This window comes from Bacillus sp. sid0103, assembly GCF_019219025.1.
In genome coordinates, this window is record NZ_JAHUWN010000026.1 from 1 (window position 1) to 15,807 (window position 15,807).

Sequence of the window (15,807 nt, forward strand, 5' to 3'; positions counted from 1 at the left end):
TTTATCAGTGAAGAGTTTTTTTGACATAGGATTATTCTCCGATTCTTACATTTTTTATTCTTTATACATAAAAGTACCCGATAGGGCAGACCTTTTTTAAGTGTCTACTCTATCGGGTACAGTTTAATGAGGTCCTGACCTTTTTCTTTGATAATACGTCTTTTTGTAACGCAGCTCGCTTCTTTCTTTTCATGATGACAACTAAGGCGATAGCTACTATAATCCTGAAGCTCCAATTGATTTTATATATGGCGATAGTGAGGAGATGAGCATTTATTTGAATATGACGTTCTAAAGAAACAATGCTGCGTCCGTGATTAAATAAAAATCTTATCATTTTTTTTGATTTCCGTTATCATTAACTAAAGTAAACATTGTCTAATTGGAGGAATCCTCAATGATAAAAAAAATGGTTATCACCCGTAATATTGATCAACATTACATTACACAAATAAAGGATATTATTCCTGATTGGGAATTGATAGTAGGCAAAGATAAACATATTTGGCAAGAGCATGTAATGGATGCAGAAATCATCGCGGGCTGGAGTAAGGGGCTAAAAGAATATTGCCTCGCCCCCCATTCCAAACTAAAATGGCTGCAATCATGGAGTGCAGGTGTTGATTACATGCCGCTTGAGGAATTGAAGGCTAGAAACATCTACCTGACGAGTGCCAATGGCGTTCACGCCTATCCGATCTCCGAGACGATTTTTGGATTGATGCTGAGTTTAACACGAAAAATTCATACATACGTCAAAAATCAACAGAAAAAAACCTGGCATCATGCCAATATGGGCCAAGAAATCCATGAAAAAACTATCGGTATCATTGGTGTAGGAACAATTGGGAAAGAAACGGCGAAAATCGCGAAAGCTTTTGGGATGAACGTGCTTGGTGTCAGGCACTCTGGTAAACCCGTTGACTTTGTGGATGAAATGTATACCCCGGACCAATTAGATCAGATGCTGCCAAAATGTGATTATGTGGTTGTTACTTTACCGCTCACAAAAGAAACTAATCATTTATTTGGTGCCGAACAATTTATGCAAATGAAGTCTTCTGCCTTTTTTATAAATATCGGACGGGGTGAGATTGTGGTCGAAGCTGATCTTATCCAAGCTTTAATGGAAGGAACAATTGCCGGCGCTGGACTTGATGTGTTTGAAACAGAACCGTTAAGGACAGATAGCCCGTTTTGGGAAATGGAAAATGTGATCGTCACCCCACACACATCTGGTTCAACAGAACATTATAATCAGCGGGTGATTGAAAATATTTTGATCCCTAACTTAAGAGCCTATCTTTCTGAAAAGGTTCCACCGATTAATCTAGTTAATTTTTCGAAAGGTTATTAAGTATTTTATGGAGCCAGTAATAATCGAAAAGATTCACAAGAAGAAGAAACGAAGTTTACAAATTTTCAAGTATCTGATTCCTTTATTGGTTATGTTCCTCGTAACAATTAATTTTGTGCCGGTGAAACAAATGAAGGAAAAGGACTTTTTCAAGAACAACCGTCCATTAGTGATTGCCCATCAGGGCGGTGAACTACTTGCACCTTCGAATACGATGGCAGCATTTACGAATGCCGTAAACATGGGCGTGGATGTACTAGAAACAGACCTTCATATCACCAAAGATGGACAATTAGTGGCCATCCATGACCCTACCGTGAACCGGACAACGAACGGGCATGGAAAGGTCGCTGATATGACCTTAGCGGAAATCCAATAACTCGATGCAGGATACCAGTTTAAAGACTTACAAGGAAATTTCAGTTTCCGCGGTAAAGGCGTCTATATCCCCACCGCTGAAGAAATGTTTCAATCTTTTGGGAACATCCGAATTGAGATGGAAATCAAAGATGATAATCCTCCCGAACGAATCGATGAAATGGCTGTAAAACTCTGGGCACTAATCGAAAAATATCAGATGGAGGATAAAATCTTGGTCGCTTCGTTTGACCAAGACATCCTTAATACTTTTCAGAAATACGCAAAGGGTCGGGTGGCAACCTCAGCGGGCAAGCAGGAAGTTAAAAGTTTTGTTATCTTTCATAAGTTCTTTTTACGTAATCTATACACCCCTCACGTTGATGCCTTTCAGATTCCAACCGAAGACAGCGGCTTTGATTTAACGGACAAGAAATTGATTAACGGAGCCCATCGTCGCGGGATGCAGATGCATTACTGGACTATCGATGACCCAAAGGTGATGAAGAAACTCCTCGATGCTGGTGCAGATGGAATCTTAACGAATCGACCGGATTTATTATTAAATTTACTTAAAAAATAGGCTGTGTTAAAGGTTATTTTGGATATGGCGAAGCACCTGGAGCGCAATTCAACACGCAAGCTTAACACAGCCCAAAAATAAACAAAACAAGGCTGCCCCAATTTACTGGACAGCCCTTTTGTTAGGCTAGTTAATATCAACTTTTTCGATGTTCCTAATCGTAAAATAGGCAAATGCACAACCAACTGCTGCAAGCGCAAGCGGAATCACAATATACGAGAATACCGACACATTATTATTAGAGGAGTTTGTAAGTGACACCACGATAATTGAAGATATGATGGTTGCTGGAACAGACTTTTTCAGCATCCCGAAAAATAATGGAATTAAGGCGATACCCGCTGAGGCAATCGCCCCCAATATCATGCTTATGAATCCATCCACTAATACCTGAAACGTTAATGCCTCAGGAACAAAGTGAAAATAGGAGTCGGCTAGGTTTTTTTTTTGATAGAATTTTTTTATCTGCCACTTTTTATGATTTATCGGCCACTTTTTGAATTTATCTGCCACTTTTGCGATTTATCGGCCGCTTATTAAATTTATCGGCCGCTTTTCAGTATTTTTCTGCCACTTTGCAAGAAACACTACTCATTTTCCTCCAAAATTACCTCTAAGTTTCACAAAGAAAGAGAGACCGTTAAAGTCTCCCTTTTTTAACGCTATCATTTTTTAAATTTTCCAGGTGTGTACTTTTCACTGGCTTTAAAGTTATATACTGGTTTAATGAACCCGGCAATCTCCACAGTTTCTTCAACCTTTTCTAATATTTCATTTAGAGACTTATAGGCCATTGGTGCTTCATCAAGGGTTTCTTCTGAAACAGACGTTGTCCAGACACCTTCCATTGTTTTATGAAAATCGTCCATGTTAAGTGTTTTCATCGCTTTTGTCCGGCTCAAAACGCGGCCCGCTCCATGCGGGGCAGAATAATTCCACTCCCCATTCCCTTTACCGACTGCTAAAACTGACCCGTCTCTCATGTTAATGGGAATAATGAGACGTTCCCCTTTTTGAGCAGAAACTGCTCCTTTTCGTAAAATCTGGTTCTCGGTGTCAATATAATTGTGTACGGTATCAAAGCGGTCCTGCTCCTCAAATCCCATATTTGCCGTAATAGCCCTGGCTATTTCTTCACGGTTTGCTTTTGCAAATGCTTGCGCTAACTTCATGTCATGCATATAGTGATGAAAATCCTCACCTTCCAAGTAGGCTAGATCATTTGGAATAACAGGATTCTTTTCTTTATAGCTTTGGATCATCGCTTGGATTTCTTTTTGGCGTCCCTCCGCCTTCAATTGGTCGATGAGATCAGATAAATCGTTCTGACGAAGTTTTGAGATCGCAACTTTTTGGTAGTAGGTGGCAATCTTCGCTCCCACATAGCGGCTCCCTGTATGAATGGTTAAATAGTGATAACCATTGGTATCAATAGAGACTTCAATAAAATGATTGCCGCCTCCTAGTGTCCCTAAGCTATAACGGCTTCGATTTTCACTCAAGATGTGCTCCGCTTGAAAGTCTTGAATGGTGGGAAAACTCGTTTTAATAAATTGGACTGTCTCATCACTATGCACTTCCTGCCCACTTGGGACATACATACGAATCACTTGATCCAATTTATTAAAATCAACCTTTTTATCCTGTAGCTTGACGGTTAACACCCCGCAGCCGACGTCCACACCAACCAGATTTGGAACAACTTTATCCTTTAGTTGAATGGTCGTTCCAATCACACAGCCTTTGCCCGCATGATAGTCTGGCATTATACTAATCTTTGTATCCTTTAAAAACGCTTGATTACAAAGTTCTTTTATTTGCTCAAGGGCTGTTTCTTGAGGATAGTTTGAAAAGACTTTTGCCTCTGTTTGTGTACCCGTTACTTTAATCACTGGTTTTCCCTCCTTCAAAGCAGATTACCAAAAGGCTACCATTTTGAGGACATTTGGGCAACGCATTTTCTGCGACATTTTTTTATCTACATAAATAAAAGGAGGATGCACGTGGACATCCTCCTTTTTTCGAAGTTATGAATAAATAGTTTGCATTCCTTTTCCTGCCACGGTCATCCATTCAAACTGACGTAATCTTACTTCAAACAGTGTTAATGGATCGCGGAACATCTCTGGATTGGTATTCATATTCGTTAGCATTTCTTGGTTCGTCTCTATTCCAGACCGTGCCTCTTCCGCAGAACGATTTAACAGCTGTAATGGACTCTTGAAAAACAGGGTTACATCACGCTCCAGTGATTTTTCAAACAGTTCAAATTGCTGGAAAAACTGTTGATTCACCACAGTGATGGTTTCAGCATAATCCTCATTTTCCACAAATGCTTTGTACTTATTAAATAGCAAGGCTTTATTTTGTGATAGGGCTCCAAACAACTTCCCGGCGCTTTTTAATAAAAATTGAGACGGGGTTCTGCGCAGCAGGATATTAACAGTTTCCAACTGGAAGCGGCTTGTCATCCTGTCGGTATCACGGTGCCAGTCATCAATTACCTTAAAATCACAATCAAGCTCCAGGCGTTCTTCTCCATACATGCGATTAAAGCTTTCCCCTATTTCATTAAGAAATTCCTGACTTTGCACAAGCTCCTCTTTGCAGCCATCAATCCATTCTTGCAACAAGCGGTAATATTTAGGGAGAATCGTCTGCTCTAAATACTCCTCTAGCTTTTTGTTCATCACATCATTAAGTTCTAGGTGAATCTTGCTAAAATTACTGTCCTCTTTTATCAAGGAGGAGCACTCTTGAAGCATGTTTGGAACGGACTCCGAAATCTCTTTTACAATTGTATTTTTAATGGCACGGTATGACTGCACAACAGCCTTTGCTTTTTGGATCTCTGTATCCTTCAGTTGATTGATTGCACCTGTTAACTTCTGGAGCATTTCTTCATTCCAACGGACGGATTCTATCAATTGATTTTCAACATCCACTCTTTTTTGCATCAGACTGGCAATCGTCGTGCGGATATAGAACAATAGTTTAGCCAATCGTTTATCTTCGATATTTCTTGTATTTTTAATAGAGTCGATAAACTCTTTTAAGTCATTTAGCTGCTGGCGGTTCTCATATTGCGAAGAAAAGGCGAACACGGCTGCATCCGGGAAATACGACTGAATCCTCGCCCTTGTTTCATCAAAGACACTGATCGCTTCCTGCTCATTGACAATCGTGTCCATCTTACTGAGAAGAAAATGCACTGGAATGTCAGGTGCTAACTCTTGAATTTTCGCAAGAACAGACCTTTCCTTTTCTGTAAACGGTGCATTTGCATCAAGTACAAAGAGGACAGTATCAGCCAATTGTAGATTCTTTAAGACTTCATAAGAATCATTATAGTTTCCTTTTAATCCTGGAGTATCAATCAGTGCGACCTTAGTTTCCTGCAGGAAAGCATTGGGACGCTTAAATTCAATGATCGATTCCAATGCGTTGCGACGGCGGTCCATTCGTTCTTGAAATTCAGAAATTCCTTCTAAATTATTAATCTCACGATCAGAAATATCCGTGATTTCTTCTTCCTCAGAGTCTTTAAACATGACCAGTGAAGAGGTAGGACTATTCTGCAGATCTTCACCAATAATCATATTAACAAACGTCGATTTTCCACTACCGTCTAACCCGGTAATAAGTAAATGGTGTGTGTCAAAATCCACTAATTGCTGAACAACCCATTTTACTCGATTATTCTCTCCCATCTCATTTGCTTGGGCCCAATTAATGATTGCTTCAAAGAGTGTTAGGCACTCCTCAAGTTCATCCATGTCTGTTTCCGTTTTACTAATTAGTTTCTCAGCCTCACTAACGATTGACATACTTAAACTCGCTGGAAACAGCTCATTCCACGAGAGAACAGCAGCAGCTGCAAGGACAACATTTTTCCTGTCAGCCAGTCGTAACCAATTTGTTAAAAAGTCCGGAATAAACTCCTGCAGTTGTTTAATGAAGTATCTTCCATCAATAAAGCTAAAAAATGCTTCCTTATGAAGGCTTGAAAGCACAGACAAATTGTCATCCCGATTGATATCAATGCTTAATAGCAAATGGTTCATTTCTCTTATCCAAGTAAAATAGGATTCTTTATTGTTATAGCTGTTCCAGAGAGCGGCAATAATTTCCTCGAATTTTTGTTGATCTAAGCCATACAAAAAATGGACAGACTGCGAAAAATAGTTCGGCAAATGACTTTTTGTCAGTCCCTTTTCGATATAGGCAATAATCCTATCAAACCACTCCAAGGCACCCGTCCGTAAGGCCTCGTTAACAGCTAGTTCAATTGCATTATTCCAATCTTGCTGCTCTTCAAAAAAAGTACGGGCTATTTCCGTGACGTTTGGATAATCTGGATTTAAATCAATGGTTTTTTTAATCACTGATAATGCCTGGCCAAGCTTTCCACGCTCTATATACAACGAAAATAACTGCAGAGCTACTTCAGTGTTTAATGTGAGATGTTCACTTTCAATCGCACAATAAAGGTCTTCAGCTGTCGATAACAAACCTAACTGATAATAAGCATCAGCTGTGTTTTTCTTTGCCCACGGTTCCAGTTCATTGATAATATTTTCCCATTTAAAAATAGCTGCTTCATAATCTTTATGATGAAAATAAACTTCCCCCTGCGCAAAACGAATCGACGATAAATCAGGCAGGTCCTTGCTTGCTTCCTCCTGAAACAGGTCGCCAAGCACCTGAATCGGATGAATATTTTCATGTTCATTAATGAACATTTTATAATACGTTTTCTGTTTTAATTGTGTATCTATTGTCATATCTTTCCCTCCAATTACAACACTCTCTGTCATTCATATGGAAAAGAGCCCTAATTATTCTATATACTATTCGACGGATTATCTGAATATAAGTCCCAATTATTACGATTCTACCAGAGCAATTTATAAAAAAGATGTCAGTAGTATTTCATTTTGGAGACAAAGAAACATAATTGCATTCAATTATTACAATTTCCATGACACTTATTACATATTCTTCGGAACTTATTACATATTCTTTGGAACTTATTACATATTCTTCGGAACTTATTACATATTCTTCGGAACTTATTACATATTTCCGGACACTTACTACTTATTTTACGAATCTTATGACTTCCACTGGATATTATCTGGAAATCAGAAGATTAATTAGGCGAAAAAGTAAGCCTGCCTGAAAACAGCAAGCTTACTGAGATTCATTCTTATCCAACAGATACTGTCTTTTCACTCTTTGAATTCAAAACAATCTCGGAAAAGTAATGAACTGTTCTCATTTCTTCATTAAATAAGTAAGAAGATTTCCATGTTTCTTCTAGATAGATCTCCATTACCTTGATGGCACGGAGCTCTCCACTTGATGCCTGTTCAAGGGCGACAATGCTTTCAAAAATTTTCACCATAAGTTCGGCCGCCTTTTTGGAGTGAAAGGTCTTTTGGTCTGCTGATGCTGTCCGTAATGATCTCGATAGATTCTGTAACTGTATCAACCTATTTTCTACTAAATAGGTCCATTCAGAAGGCAAGTGGGCTACACTCCGCAGGCGTTGACTCATTTCATCTACAAATAATTCATCTGCTTTAAACTTTTCAATTAAGCGCAGGACTTCCAACCCGAGAATATTAGCCGTTCCTTCCCAGACGGTCAGGACTTGGGCATCTCGTAATAATCTTGGCGTCACAAAATCTTCGATATACCCATTTCCACCATGCAATTCGATCGCTTCATGAGAGAAGTGAATTGCCTGTTCTGCTGTTTCTTTTTTCAAAAGGGCAATGTAGAGACGATTAAGAATGGTCTCCGTTTGACTTGCTTGATTGTTCATGACCCGTTCGAACAAGGGAAGATACGTAAAAACGGTGCGGGTTTCAATTTCCAACTTAACAGCGAGACGGGTCAGGGTATCCTTAACCATAGGATAGTCAGCCAGTTTACTTCCGAACGCATCCCTTCTAAAGGCATATTCCTTTGCTTCACAATAGGCCCTTCTCATAATTCCTAAGGAGGCAACAGCATTGCATACTCTGGATAGATTAAGAGCCTCCATCATATAGTAGAATCCTTTGGCAGGATCTCCCACCACAAAAGCATCGGCACCATCAAATTCCACCTCTGCTGATAGGACGGCCCTGACTCCGAGCTTATCCTTTAAGCGGCGAATCCGGATTCCATTTAGTGAGCCGTCGTGGTTCCGCCATGGTACGGCAAATAACGTCAGCCCCTTCGTCCCCGGAGGTGCGCCTTCTTTCCGGGCTAAAACCATGGCCACCCCGCACATGCCGGCATTGGAGGCAAAGTACTTTTCTCCATAAAGTTTGAAATGATCTCCAGCTTTCACTGCTTTCGTTTCATTTGCCCCTACGTCTGAGCCTCCCTGGCGCTCGGTTAAGAATGTTGCCCCCTCATACAGTGCAACATCTCCTGTGGAAAGGACATGCGGCAAAAAACGCTCCTTTATATCGTCGGAAGCATATTGATTAAGTAAATATGCAGTAGCCATAGACAATGTTACCGGACAGTAGAATCCTGGTTCGGTTTGCGATAGCAAATATCCTTGAGCAAAGGAGTAAATGTAATTCCCCTTCTCCCCCAGCCCCGGAATTTCTTTATAAACATAGCCGACAATTCCGGTTTGATACGTTTCTTCCACCGTTCGCAGGTAGCCTTCGTTCACCCATACTTCTGAAACGTCTTCACCGTACGCATCATATTTGATTAAGCGCGGCTGTCCTTCCCTGTCTGTAAACCTAGCCCGTGAATCAATGTCGGTGGCGCATTTCTCACCAAAGGCTGTCAGCTCTTTGTCAGCAAACTCGAAAAAGGCTGGATCCATTAGTTCCTTAAGTAAGGATTGAAACGGCAAATCTTCTTTATAAAAATTCAACATGAAAAACCTCCTCTTTTTTTCAGAATAATCAATAAATTAAGTATACCACTTTCCTACCTTGTTAAAAATAAAGTTTGGTTAATTTTAGGCAAGCTATCTTTTTTACCCTCCTTAAAAGTATAATTAGTTCAAAGACTTAAAGGGGAAATCTTCGTTGGAAAAGGAACAAGCACTAATTTTAGCTAACTTTATCGATAACTCAACTTCAGCGGCCTTTGAGATAAAAACACTTGAAATTTTGGGCGGCAGTTTAGTTAAATTTCATCAATGGGCAAATGGAAAACCTACGATCGCTGCATTTGAAGTAACTAGGCCAGATAATGATAGTGGCTATTACTTTGTATTCATTGACTGGCACCGAAATGACAACTATTATTTAGTCATTTATGCACATGATCGTTCCACGACCTGTGCCGAGATACGGCAAATTCAGGAAATAGACGGATCTCCACATATTGTCTGGACATACAAGCCATTTAAACGAGACGGAAAAAATGATCAAAGAAAAGCTTATTTTAAGCAAATGTTTGGTTCAACAAATGTTCAAATCAAACTGCCCTCCTCGCCTCTTGAGGTGGATGTATTTTTGAAACAATTATTTAAACTATGTCAAAACCGGATAAAAGCAGACAGGATTGTGGAAGTGTTTGATTTTGAATAAGAATGGAGACAAAAAGGTGATTACATATAAAAACTGTCAAAGCTGTGGAATGCCGCTAGCAAAAGATGAACTTGGCGGCGGGACGGAAAAGGACGGTACGAAGAGCATCAAATACTGTAGCCATTGCTATATGAACGGTGAATTCACATTACCTACTATTACTGCAGAGGAAATGAAAGAAAGAGTGATAGAAAAAATCGTTGAATTCGGGATGCCCAAGTTCATTGCTGGCATGTTCACAAGGAACATTCCTAAACTCGAGAGATGGAATGAAGGAAAATAAACTATAGGAAAGGGAGGCTTCTAGCCTCCCTCTAAGTTATAGCTGTTTTCGCATTAATTGTTGTTTTTCGTATAAGTTCACCAAGTCGTATTCCTAGTTGCTTCGTGGCATCTTTTCGTAAAAACATTGGCAAGAATCGCTTATTAATCATTGTAAATACCCCTTATGATGATACAAAAGCAACAAAGTTTACGAAAAGAGCCTTGTTATAAAACTTTACTTAAAAACGCCTTCGTCCGCTCTTCTTGTGGATTATCAAATAAGTCGCTTGGAATATTTTCTTCTACAACCAACCCGCCATCCATAAAAATTACGCGATCGCCCACTTCTTTGGCAAATCCCATTTCATGTGTCACGACCACCATGGTCATCCCTTCTTTTGCTAGGTCCTTCATAACCTCAAGGACCTCGCCAACCATTTCAGGGTCGAGCGCTGACGTCGGTTCATCAAAAAGCATGATTTTTGGCTCCATTGCCAGTGCCCTTGCAATTGCAACCCGCTGCTTTTGCCCGCCGGATAAAGAGTCTGGATAAGCATCGGCTTTATCCTCTAAGCCCACTTTTCGTAAAAGCTCGATTGCTTTTACTCTCGCTCTCTCTGTTGGAACGTTCTTTACTTTCATAGGGGCGAGCACAATATTTTGAATCACTGTTTTATGCGGAAATAAGTTAAATTGCTGAAAAACCATGCCCACATCCGTCCTGATTTTATTGATATCCGTTTTTTTATCGGTAATATCAATTCCCTCTATTAAAACATGTCCATCTGTAATCGTTTCTAGTAAATTAATGCATCGGAGAAAGGTAGATTTTCCTGAACCAGATGGGCCAATGACCACAACTACCTCTTTTGGCTTAACCGTTATATTTATATCTTTGAGAACCTCATTTTTTCCAAATGACTTTTTTAAATTTTTCACCTTAATCATTCTGTGGCCAACCTTCTTTCAAGTCGGGATAACAGTAAACTTAAAGAAAAAGTTAAAACAAGATAAATAAGGGCCGCGGTAATATACGGCTCCCATGCGCGATAATATTGTCCCTGCATTGCTTGTCCCCAATACATGAGCTCTTTTACAGCAATAATCGCCGCTAGGGATGAATCTTTTATTAAGACGATAAACTCATTACCTAGAGGAGGAATCATTCTTTTAAAGGCTTGCGGGAGAATGACAAATCGCATTGCCTGTACATGGTTCATCCCAAGTGAACGGGCTGCTTCCATCTGTCCTTTATCAATCGATTGAATTCCGCCCCTGAAGATTTCCGCTACATATGCCGCAGAATTTAATGAAAGGGCAGTTATAGCGGCAATGATCCCATTTGTTTCCCCTACAAAAAGCGGTACAAGACCGAAGTGAACTAATAATATTTGTACTAATAATGGCGTCCCACGGAAAAAAGTGATATAGCAGTTGAACGGGAAGGCGATCCATTTATTTTTTGTCAATTTACCCAATCCAATGAACAAACCGAGTAAACAACCAATTATGATGCTTGCAATCGAAAGGCCGATGGTTAGCAGCGTTCCTTTTACAAAAAATGGTGCATATTCAGCAAGTATGTCCCAACGAATATCCATCATGAGTCCTCCTAAAAAATCCTACATAAGAAATGTGCGCTAATTTTAACAAAAATTGCGCAACTGCTTTTTACGAAGCGTTACGCAATTTTGTCTAACCTTATTGTTGTGCTTTGATATCTGTTAAATCAGGATCCACCTTAAACCACTTTTTATAAATTTTTGCATATTCACCATTTTCGATAATTCCTTTAATTCCTTTATCAAAGTCAGCCTTTAGCTTGCTGCCTTTTGGAAACAAAAGCCCATAAAATTCTTTTTCAAACGCAGCTGCATCTTCAATAATAACAAAGTTCTCATTTGGGTTATTTTTTACATACTCCTCAATAACCGTATTGTCAGCAACAACGGCATCTGCACCGCCGCCTTTTAGTTCCATGATTGCAAGGTTATTATCTTTAAATTTTTTAAGATTTTTAGTTTCTGCACCTAGTAGTTTCTCAACAGCTTCCTGACCAGTTGTTCCATTTTGCACAGCAACCCTTTTGTCCTTTAAGTCCGCTGCACTCTTTATACTGCTCCCTTTTGGAACCATAATTTTATTGGTAGATAAAAAGTATGGAACGGAGAAATCATAGGTTTGTTTCCGTTTATCGTTAATCGTAATGGCCGAGATAGCAGCATCAGCCGTTTTACCTTTAATTTCTACAAATAATGGATCCCAGCCAACATGCTTGACGTTGATTTTATACCCAGCTTCCTTGGCAACAGCGTTAATAAAATCAATATCAAATCCAACAACTTCCCCTTTATCTTGGTATTCAAATGGCGCGTAGGCTGCATCTGTGACAACCTTCAATGTCTTCCTTCCACCCTCGCCACTTGTTTTACTCGTTCCACAAGCTGAAAGAACTAAGAGTAAGGCTACCATTAAAACTGTTGAAACTAATTTTAACTTCTTCATTTTTTCAGACCTCCAATGTTTTTTCTATAAAGTATTTTTTAAAAAATTAATAATATTTTGAATATAGATGATTATAACCCGTTTTAATTGTATATTCAATATTTTAAATATTTTACTATATTAGTACTGTAACTAACTGAAGTCTTGAGCATTATAGAATAATACTTTTCACATATATCTATTACTATCTCATTTTTATTCTCATCTAGGACTAAATATCAAATAAGACAAGAACTGTCCATAGGCATTCGCCGTTACCCCTCCAAACTGCATACATAATCTATAGGGTATTTACCACATAAGGAGAGATGCCTAAATGAATCCGTATGGATATTATCAAATTCCACAAGTTCCAATGGAGTATAATTCCTATGTTCAGCCTGAACAAATGAATTACTATAGTCAGCCAGAACAAGTTAATTACTATGAGCAAATTGAACCATTTAATCCCTATGTCCAGCCAGAGCAAATTAATCCTTATATCCCTGAACAATTTGATCCCGCAAGACAGCCACTACAAGTTGAGCGCAGACTCAATCAACTTGAGCGAGCCAATGAGCGGCAAGAAAGAGAGATCAACCAACTGCAACGTCAGGTAGCCCAACTCGATCGCAGACTCCAACGAGTGAATCAGCGCTTGCGTGCAGTGGAAAGAAGATTCAACTTCCCATTCACTCCATTTGATGGAGAATATTAAGAGAAATTTAAGAACCGGGCACACGCCCGGTTCTTTTTGCTTCCTAAACATCCATAGTCAGATTCTTTTACCCACTCTAATATAATGATTGTAAAAATACTGTCAGTTTATCTAACAAAACCACTGACAGGGAGCGAAAATTCAGTTAACTTTTCAATATAAACTACGAAGGAAAGGAAGATTTCAAATGTATCGAAGAAATGATATTAAACTAGCTGAAAGAATCCTTCAATTAGATAAATTAAGGGATGAGCTCTATGAAGAACTCATGAAAACAATGGGGTCACAGGCCAATGAACTTTTAAGAAGACTACAAAATTATTAATTTCAGTTTGAAAGGGGTGAAGAAAGTTGGCAACTCATTTACGTAAAGGGCTTGAACGCCTTAGGAAGTTTTATATAAAAAAGTTGTTAGAATCAGGCGCCACTGATTCTTCTCATCACGAACTTCACTCCCTTACCTTCTCTGAACTGGAAAGTTTATATAATAAAATATTCTCCCCGGCAAAATCATAATACATTTCTCCATCGAACGTAATCTTACAAACATGCAAAATAGTTTGCTAATCTAGTCCCATGTAAGAAAATGTAACATATAATAACATAAAATATGAAAATATTAATTATTGTAAACAATAGGGTGTGGTGAGCGACAAAAATGGGAAAAGACATCTCATATAAAGATAAAAAGGTAATTACAATCGGAATTGTCAGGGACCTAACAGGCCTTTCCGAACGACAAATACGTTACTACGAAGAACGAAAGCTTATTTTTCCCGAAAGGTCTGCTGGTGGAAGCCGTAAATTTTCCTTTTCAGATGTTGAATTGCTGATGGAAATTGCCAATAAAATTGAAGATGGCATCCAAACACATGATATTAGGAAGGAAATGCTTCGTGAACAAAAGAAACACAACCAAGAAGAGATTCGCAGACAGATGATCCAAGGACAATTAAATGCCCAATTTGGTTTACGGAAAAAGTAAGGACCCATGTAGACATCAAACCCATTCCTTATATAAGGGATGGGTTTTTTTCAACCTTTCTACCCTTATTTTAAGGGCGCCTCCGCTTTTATTACACTGTCTAGAAAAATCTCAAAATCCATGTTAGATAATCTTCCAAACTTATAGAAACCATTCTAGAATCATGTAAGAATACTAACATACAATATGTTAAGAATATTAACATCATTTTAAAGGGGGAGAAAAAATGGATACGACATTCTTAATGAACAGTCTATGGGTGATGGTGGCAGCTGTACTTGTCATCTTAATGATTGGAGGTTTTATCCTCCTGGAAACAGGCTCAACTAGAATGAAAAATGCTGGACATATCGCAGGTAAAACAATCCTTACTTTTGGAATCGGATCAATCGTATTTTGGGCAGTTGGATATGGATTAATTTTCGGTAAAGGAAATCCACTGATCGGTTTCTCTAATTTCTTTTATTCAGGCTATGATATTGATGGATTGCCACTGTCTGGCGCCGTTTTCTTTTTATTCCAATTAGCATTTGCCGGTATTTCATTAACCATTGCGTTTGGCGGCTTTGCAGAAAGAGCTAAATTAGGTGCTTACCTCGTATTTGCTTTACTTTTCTCAGTCATTGTCTATCCTCCAATTGCACACTGGATTTGGGGTGGCGGCTGGTTAGCAGAACATGGTAAACAAGATTTCGCTGGATCTACCGTAGTTCACTTAACTGGTGCAATGGCAGCTCTAGCTGCTACGATTCTATTAAAACCACGTATCGGAAAATTTAACAAAGATGGCTCAGCAAATAATCTTGCAGGTCATAACCAAGTATTTACTGCTTTAAGTGTATTGCTTTTATGGGTTGGCTGGTTCGGTTTTAACGCTGGTAGTACTTTAACGGTTGACAAAGCGTTCTTTGGATTTGTTGCTGTTAATACTAATTTAGCTGCAGCGGCTGGAACCATTGCTGCAATGATTGTTTCTTGGATGGTTCTTGGTAAAGCTGATGTTCCAATGATGTTAAACGGTGCTTTAGCAGGTTTAGTCGCTATTACAGCTTCTTGTGCCTTTGTAGATACATGGGCAGCAGTCTTAATCGGCTTTATCGCAGGAATTCTTGTTTTCTATAGCATCCGCTTCTTTGAAAACAGAGGAATTGACGATCCAATCGCAGCTCTATCCGTACATGGTACAGCTGGTGTCTGGGGAACGCTATCAACTGGTTTCTTTGCCACAAAAGAATTAGCAACAGTCGGAAAGCCAGGATTGTTTTACGGCGGCGGTTTACACCAACTTGGTGTTCAAGCATTGGGCGTTGTGACCTGTGCCGCTTTCGCCTTCATTGTCTCCTTCATTCTACTAGCAATTATGAAAAAATTCATGAATGGCTTGCGCGTTACGGAGGAAGAAGAGATTATTGGTTTAGATATGAGCGAACACGGAAGCTACGGTTATCCAGAATTATTGAAGGCCGAACAAACAAAAGCACTATAAAGTTTATGAAGTGTGCAAAG

General features: G+C 39.2%; 15 protein-coding genes and 1 pseudogene. 9 read left to right on the forward strand and 7 right to left on the reverse strand.

The genetic code is table 11. The features are described 5' to 3' along the window. Positions 1-397 precede the first annotated feature (397 nt). Positions 398-1,357, forward strand: coding sequence for a D-2-hydroxyacid dehydrogenase (locus tag KW850_RS24090; RefSeq protein WP_218350302.1), 960 nt, complete (start codon positions 398-400; stop codon positions 1,355-1,357). Positions 1,358-1,487: 130 nt separating this feature from the next. Next, positions 1,488-2,297, forward strand: a pseudogene (locus tag KW850_RS33510) (glycerophosphodiester phosphodiesterase family protein). Between the two features lie 126 nt (positions 2,298-2,423). Here the strand turns inward: KW850_RS33510 and KW850_RS24105 are convergent. The 4 genes from KW850_RS24105 to KW850_RS24120 all read right to left on the reverse strand — a co-directional run bounded on the left by KW850_RS24105 (position 2,424) and on the right by KW850_RS24120 (position 9,189). Beyond that, a complete protein-coding gene (locus tag KW850_RS24105; protein ID WP_218350304.1) occupies positions 2,424-2,810 on the reverse strand; it encodes a hypothetical protein in 387 nt (128 codons plus the stop codon). A gap of 152 nt (positions 2,811-2,962) precedes the next feature. Then, positions 2,963-4,189, reverse strand: coding sequence for an RtcB family protein (locus KW850_RS24110; protein WP_218350305.1), 1,227 nt, complete (start codon positions 4,187-4,189; stop codon positions 2,963-2,965). Positions 4,190-4,324: 135 nt separating this feature from the next. Continuing rightward, positions 4,325-7,081 carry a dynamin family protein gene (locus KW850_RS24115; protein ID WP_218350306.1) on the reverse strand — a complete coding sequence of 919 codons (2,757 nt, stop codon included), beginning with the start codon at positions 7,079-7,081 and terminating at the stop codon, positions 4,325-4,327. 425 nt (positions 7,082-7,506) lie between these two features. Further along, positions 7,507-9,189 carry an acyl-CoA dehydrogenase family protein gene (locus tag KW850_RS24120; protein ID WP_218350307.1) on the reverse strand — a complete coding sequence of 561 codons (1,683 nt, stop codon included), beginning with the start codon at positions 9,187-9,189 and terminating at the stop codon, positions 7,507-7,509. A 154-nt stretch (positions 9,190-9,343) separates the two neighbouring features. On the opposite strand from KW850_RS24120, the gene KW850_RS24125 reads away from it, so the two are divergent. After that, on the forward strand, positions 9,344-9,850 hold the full coding sequence (locus tag KW850_RS24125) for a hypothetical protein (RefSeq protein ID WP_218350308.1): 507 nt from the start codon (positions 9,344-9,346) through the stop codon (positions 9,848-9,850). Continuing rightward, positions 9,843-10,133, forward strand: coding sequence for a zinc ribbon domain-containing protein (locus tag KW850_RS24130; protein ID WP_256358422.1), 291 nt, complete (start codon positions 9,843-9,845; stop codon positions 10,131-10,133). Before KW850_RS24125 ends, KW850_RS24130 begins: the two co-directional genes overlap by 8 nt. Positions 10,134-10,339: 206 nt before the next feature. Here the strand turns inward: KW850_RS24130 and KW850_RS24135 are convergent, their stop codons facing one another. The 3 genes from KW850_RS24135 to KW850_RS24145 form a co-directional block, all read right to left on the reverse strand. Continuing rightward, positions 10,340-11,062, reverse strand: coding sequence for an amino acid ABC transporter ATP-binding protein (locus tag KW850_RS24135; RefSeq protein WP_218350309.1), 723 nt, complete (start codon positions 11,060-11,062; stop codon positions 10,340-10,342). After that, entirely contained in the window at positions 11,059-11,715 is a 657-nt protein-coding gene (locus tag KW850_RS24140) for an amino acid ABC transporter permease (RefSeq protein ID WP_218350310.1), read from the reverse strand. Before KW850_RS24140 ends, KW850_RS24135 begins: the two co-directional genes overlap by 4 nt. Positions 11,716-11,815: 100 nt before the next feature. Beyond that, entirely contained in the window at positions 11,816-12,619 is an 804-nt protein-coding gene (locus tag KW850_RS24145; RefSeq protein WP_218350311.1) for a basic amino acid ABC transporter substrate-binding protein, read from the reverse strand. Positions 12,620-12,935: 316 nt separating this feature from the next. Between KW850_RS24145 and KW850_RS24150 the strand changes: the two genes are divergently transcribed. From KW850_RS24150 to KW850_RS24170, 5 genes are all read left to right on the forward strand, one after another. Then, on the forward strand, positions 12,936-13,316 hold the full coding sequence (locus KW850_RS24150) for a hypothetical protein (RefSeq protein ID WP_218350312.1): 381 nt from the start codon (positions 12,936-12,938) through the stop codon (positions 13,314-13,316). Between the two features lie 187 nt (positions 13,317-13,503). Next, positions 13,504-13,641: a hypothetical protein gene (locus KW850_RS24155; protein ID WP_166256179.1), complete on the forward strand. Its 138-nt coding sequence runs from the start codon at positions 13,504-13,506 to the stop codon at positions 13,639-13,641. 26 nt (positions 13,642-13,667) lie between these two features. Further along, on the forward strand, positions 13,668-13,832 hold the full coding sequence (gene fbpA / locus KW850_RS34340) for a Fur-regulated basic protein FbpA (RefSeq protein ID WP_218350313.1): 165 nt from the start codon (positions 13,668-13,670) through the stop codon (positions 13,830-13,832). A gap of 142 nt (positions 13,833-13,974) precedes the next feature. Beyond that, positions 13,975-14,301 carry a MerR family transcriptional regulator gene (locus KW850_RS24165; protein ID WP_218350314.1) on the forward strand — a complete coding sequence of 109 codons (327 nt, stop codon included), beginning with the start codon at positions 13,975-13,977 and terminating at the stop codon, positions 14,299-14,301. 226 nt (positions 14,302-14,527) lie between these two features. Next, on the forward strand, positions 14,528-15,787 hold the full coding sequence (locus KW850_RS24170; RefSeq protein WP_218350315.1) for an ammonium transporter: 1,260 nt from the start codon (positions 14,528-14,530) through the stop codon (positions 15,785-15,787). Positions 15,788-15,807 lie beyond the last annotated feature (20 nt).

Excerpts from the sequence above, each read along its gene's own strand:
- KW850_RS24115 (WP_218350306.1), bottom strand. The coding sequence starts at position 7,081 with ATGACAATAGATACACAATTAAAACAGAAAACGTATTATAAAATGTTC.
- KW850_RS24135 (WP_218350309.1), bottom strand. The coding sequence starts at position 11,062 with ATGATTAAGGTGAAAAATTTAAAAAAGTCATTTGGAAAAAATGAGGTT.
- KW850_RS24155 (WP_166256179.1), top strand. The coding sequence starts at position 13,504 with ATGTATCGAAGAAATGATATTAAACTAGCTGAAAGAATCCTTCAATTA.
- KW850_RS24145 (WP_218350311.1), bottom strand. The coding sequence starts at position 12,619 with ATGAAGAAGTTAAAATTAGTTTCAACAGTTTTAATGGTAGCCTTACTC.
- KW850_RS24090 (WP_218350302.1), top strand. The coding sequence starts at position 398 with ATGATAAAAAAAATGGTTATCACCCGTAATATTGATCAACATTACATT.
- KW850_RS24165 (WP_218350314.1), top strand. The coding sequence starts at position 13,975 with ATGGGAAAAGACATCTCATATAAAGATAAAAAGGTAATTACAATCGGA.
- KW850_RS24140 (WP_218350310.1), bottom strand. The coding sequence starts at position 11,715 with ATGGATATTCGTTGGGACATACTTGCTGAATATGCACCATTTTTTGTA.
- KW850_RS24170 (WP_218350315.1), top strand. The coding sequence starts at position 14,528 with ATGGATACGACATTCTTAATGAACAGTCTATGGGTGATGGTGGCAGCT.
- KW850_RS24150 (WP_218350312.1), top strand. The coding sequence starts at position 12,936 with ATGAATCCGTATGGATATTATCAAATTCCACAAGTTCCAATGGAGTAT.
- KW850_RS24120 (WP_218350307.1), bottom strand. The coding sequence starts at position 9,189 with ATGTTGAATTTTTATAAAGAAGATTTGCCGTTTCAATCCTTACTTAAG.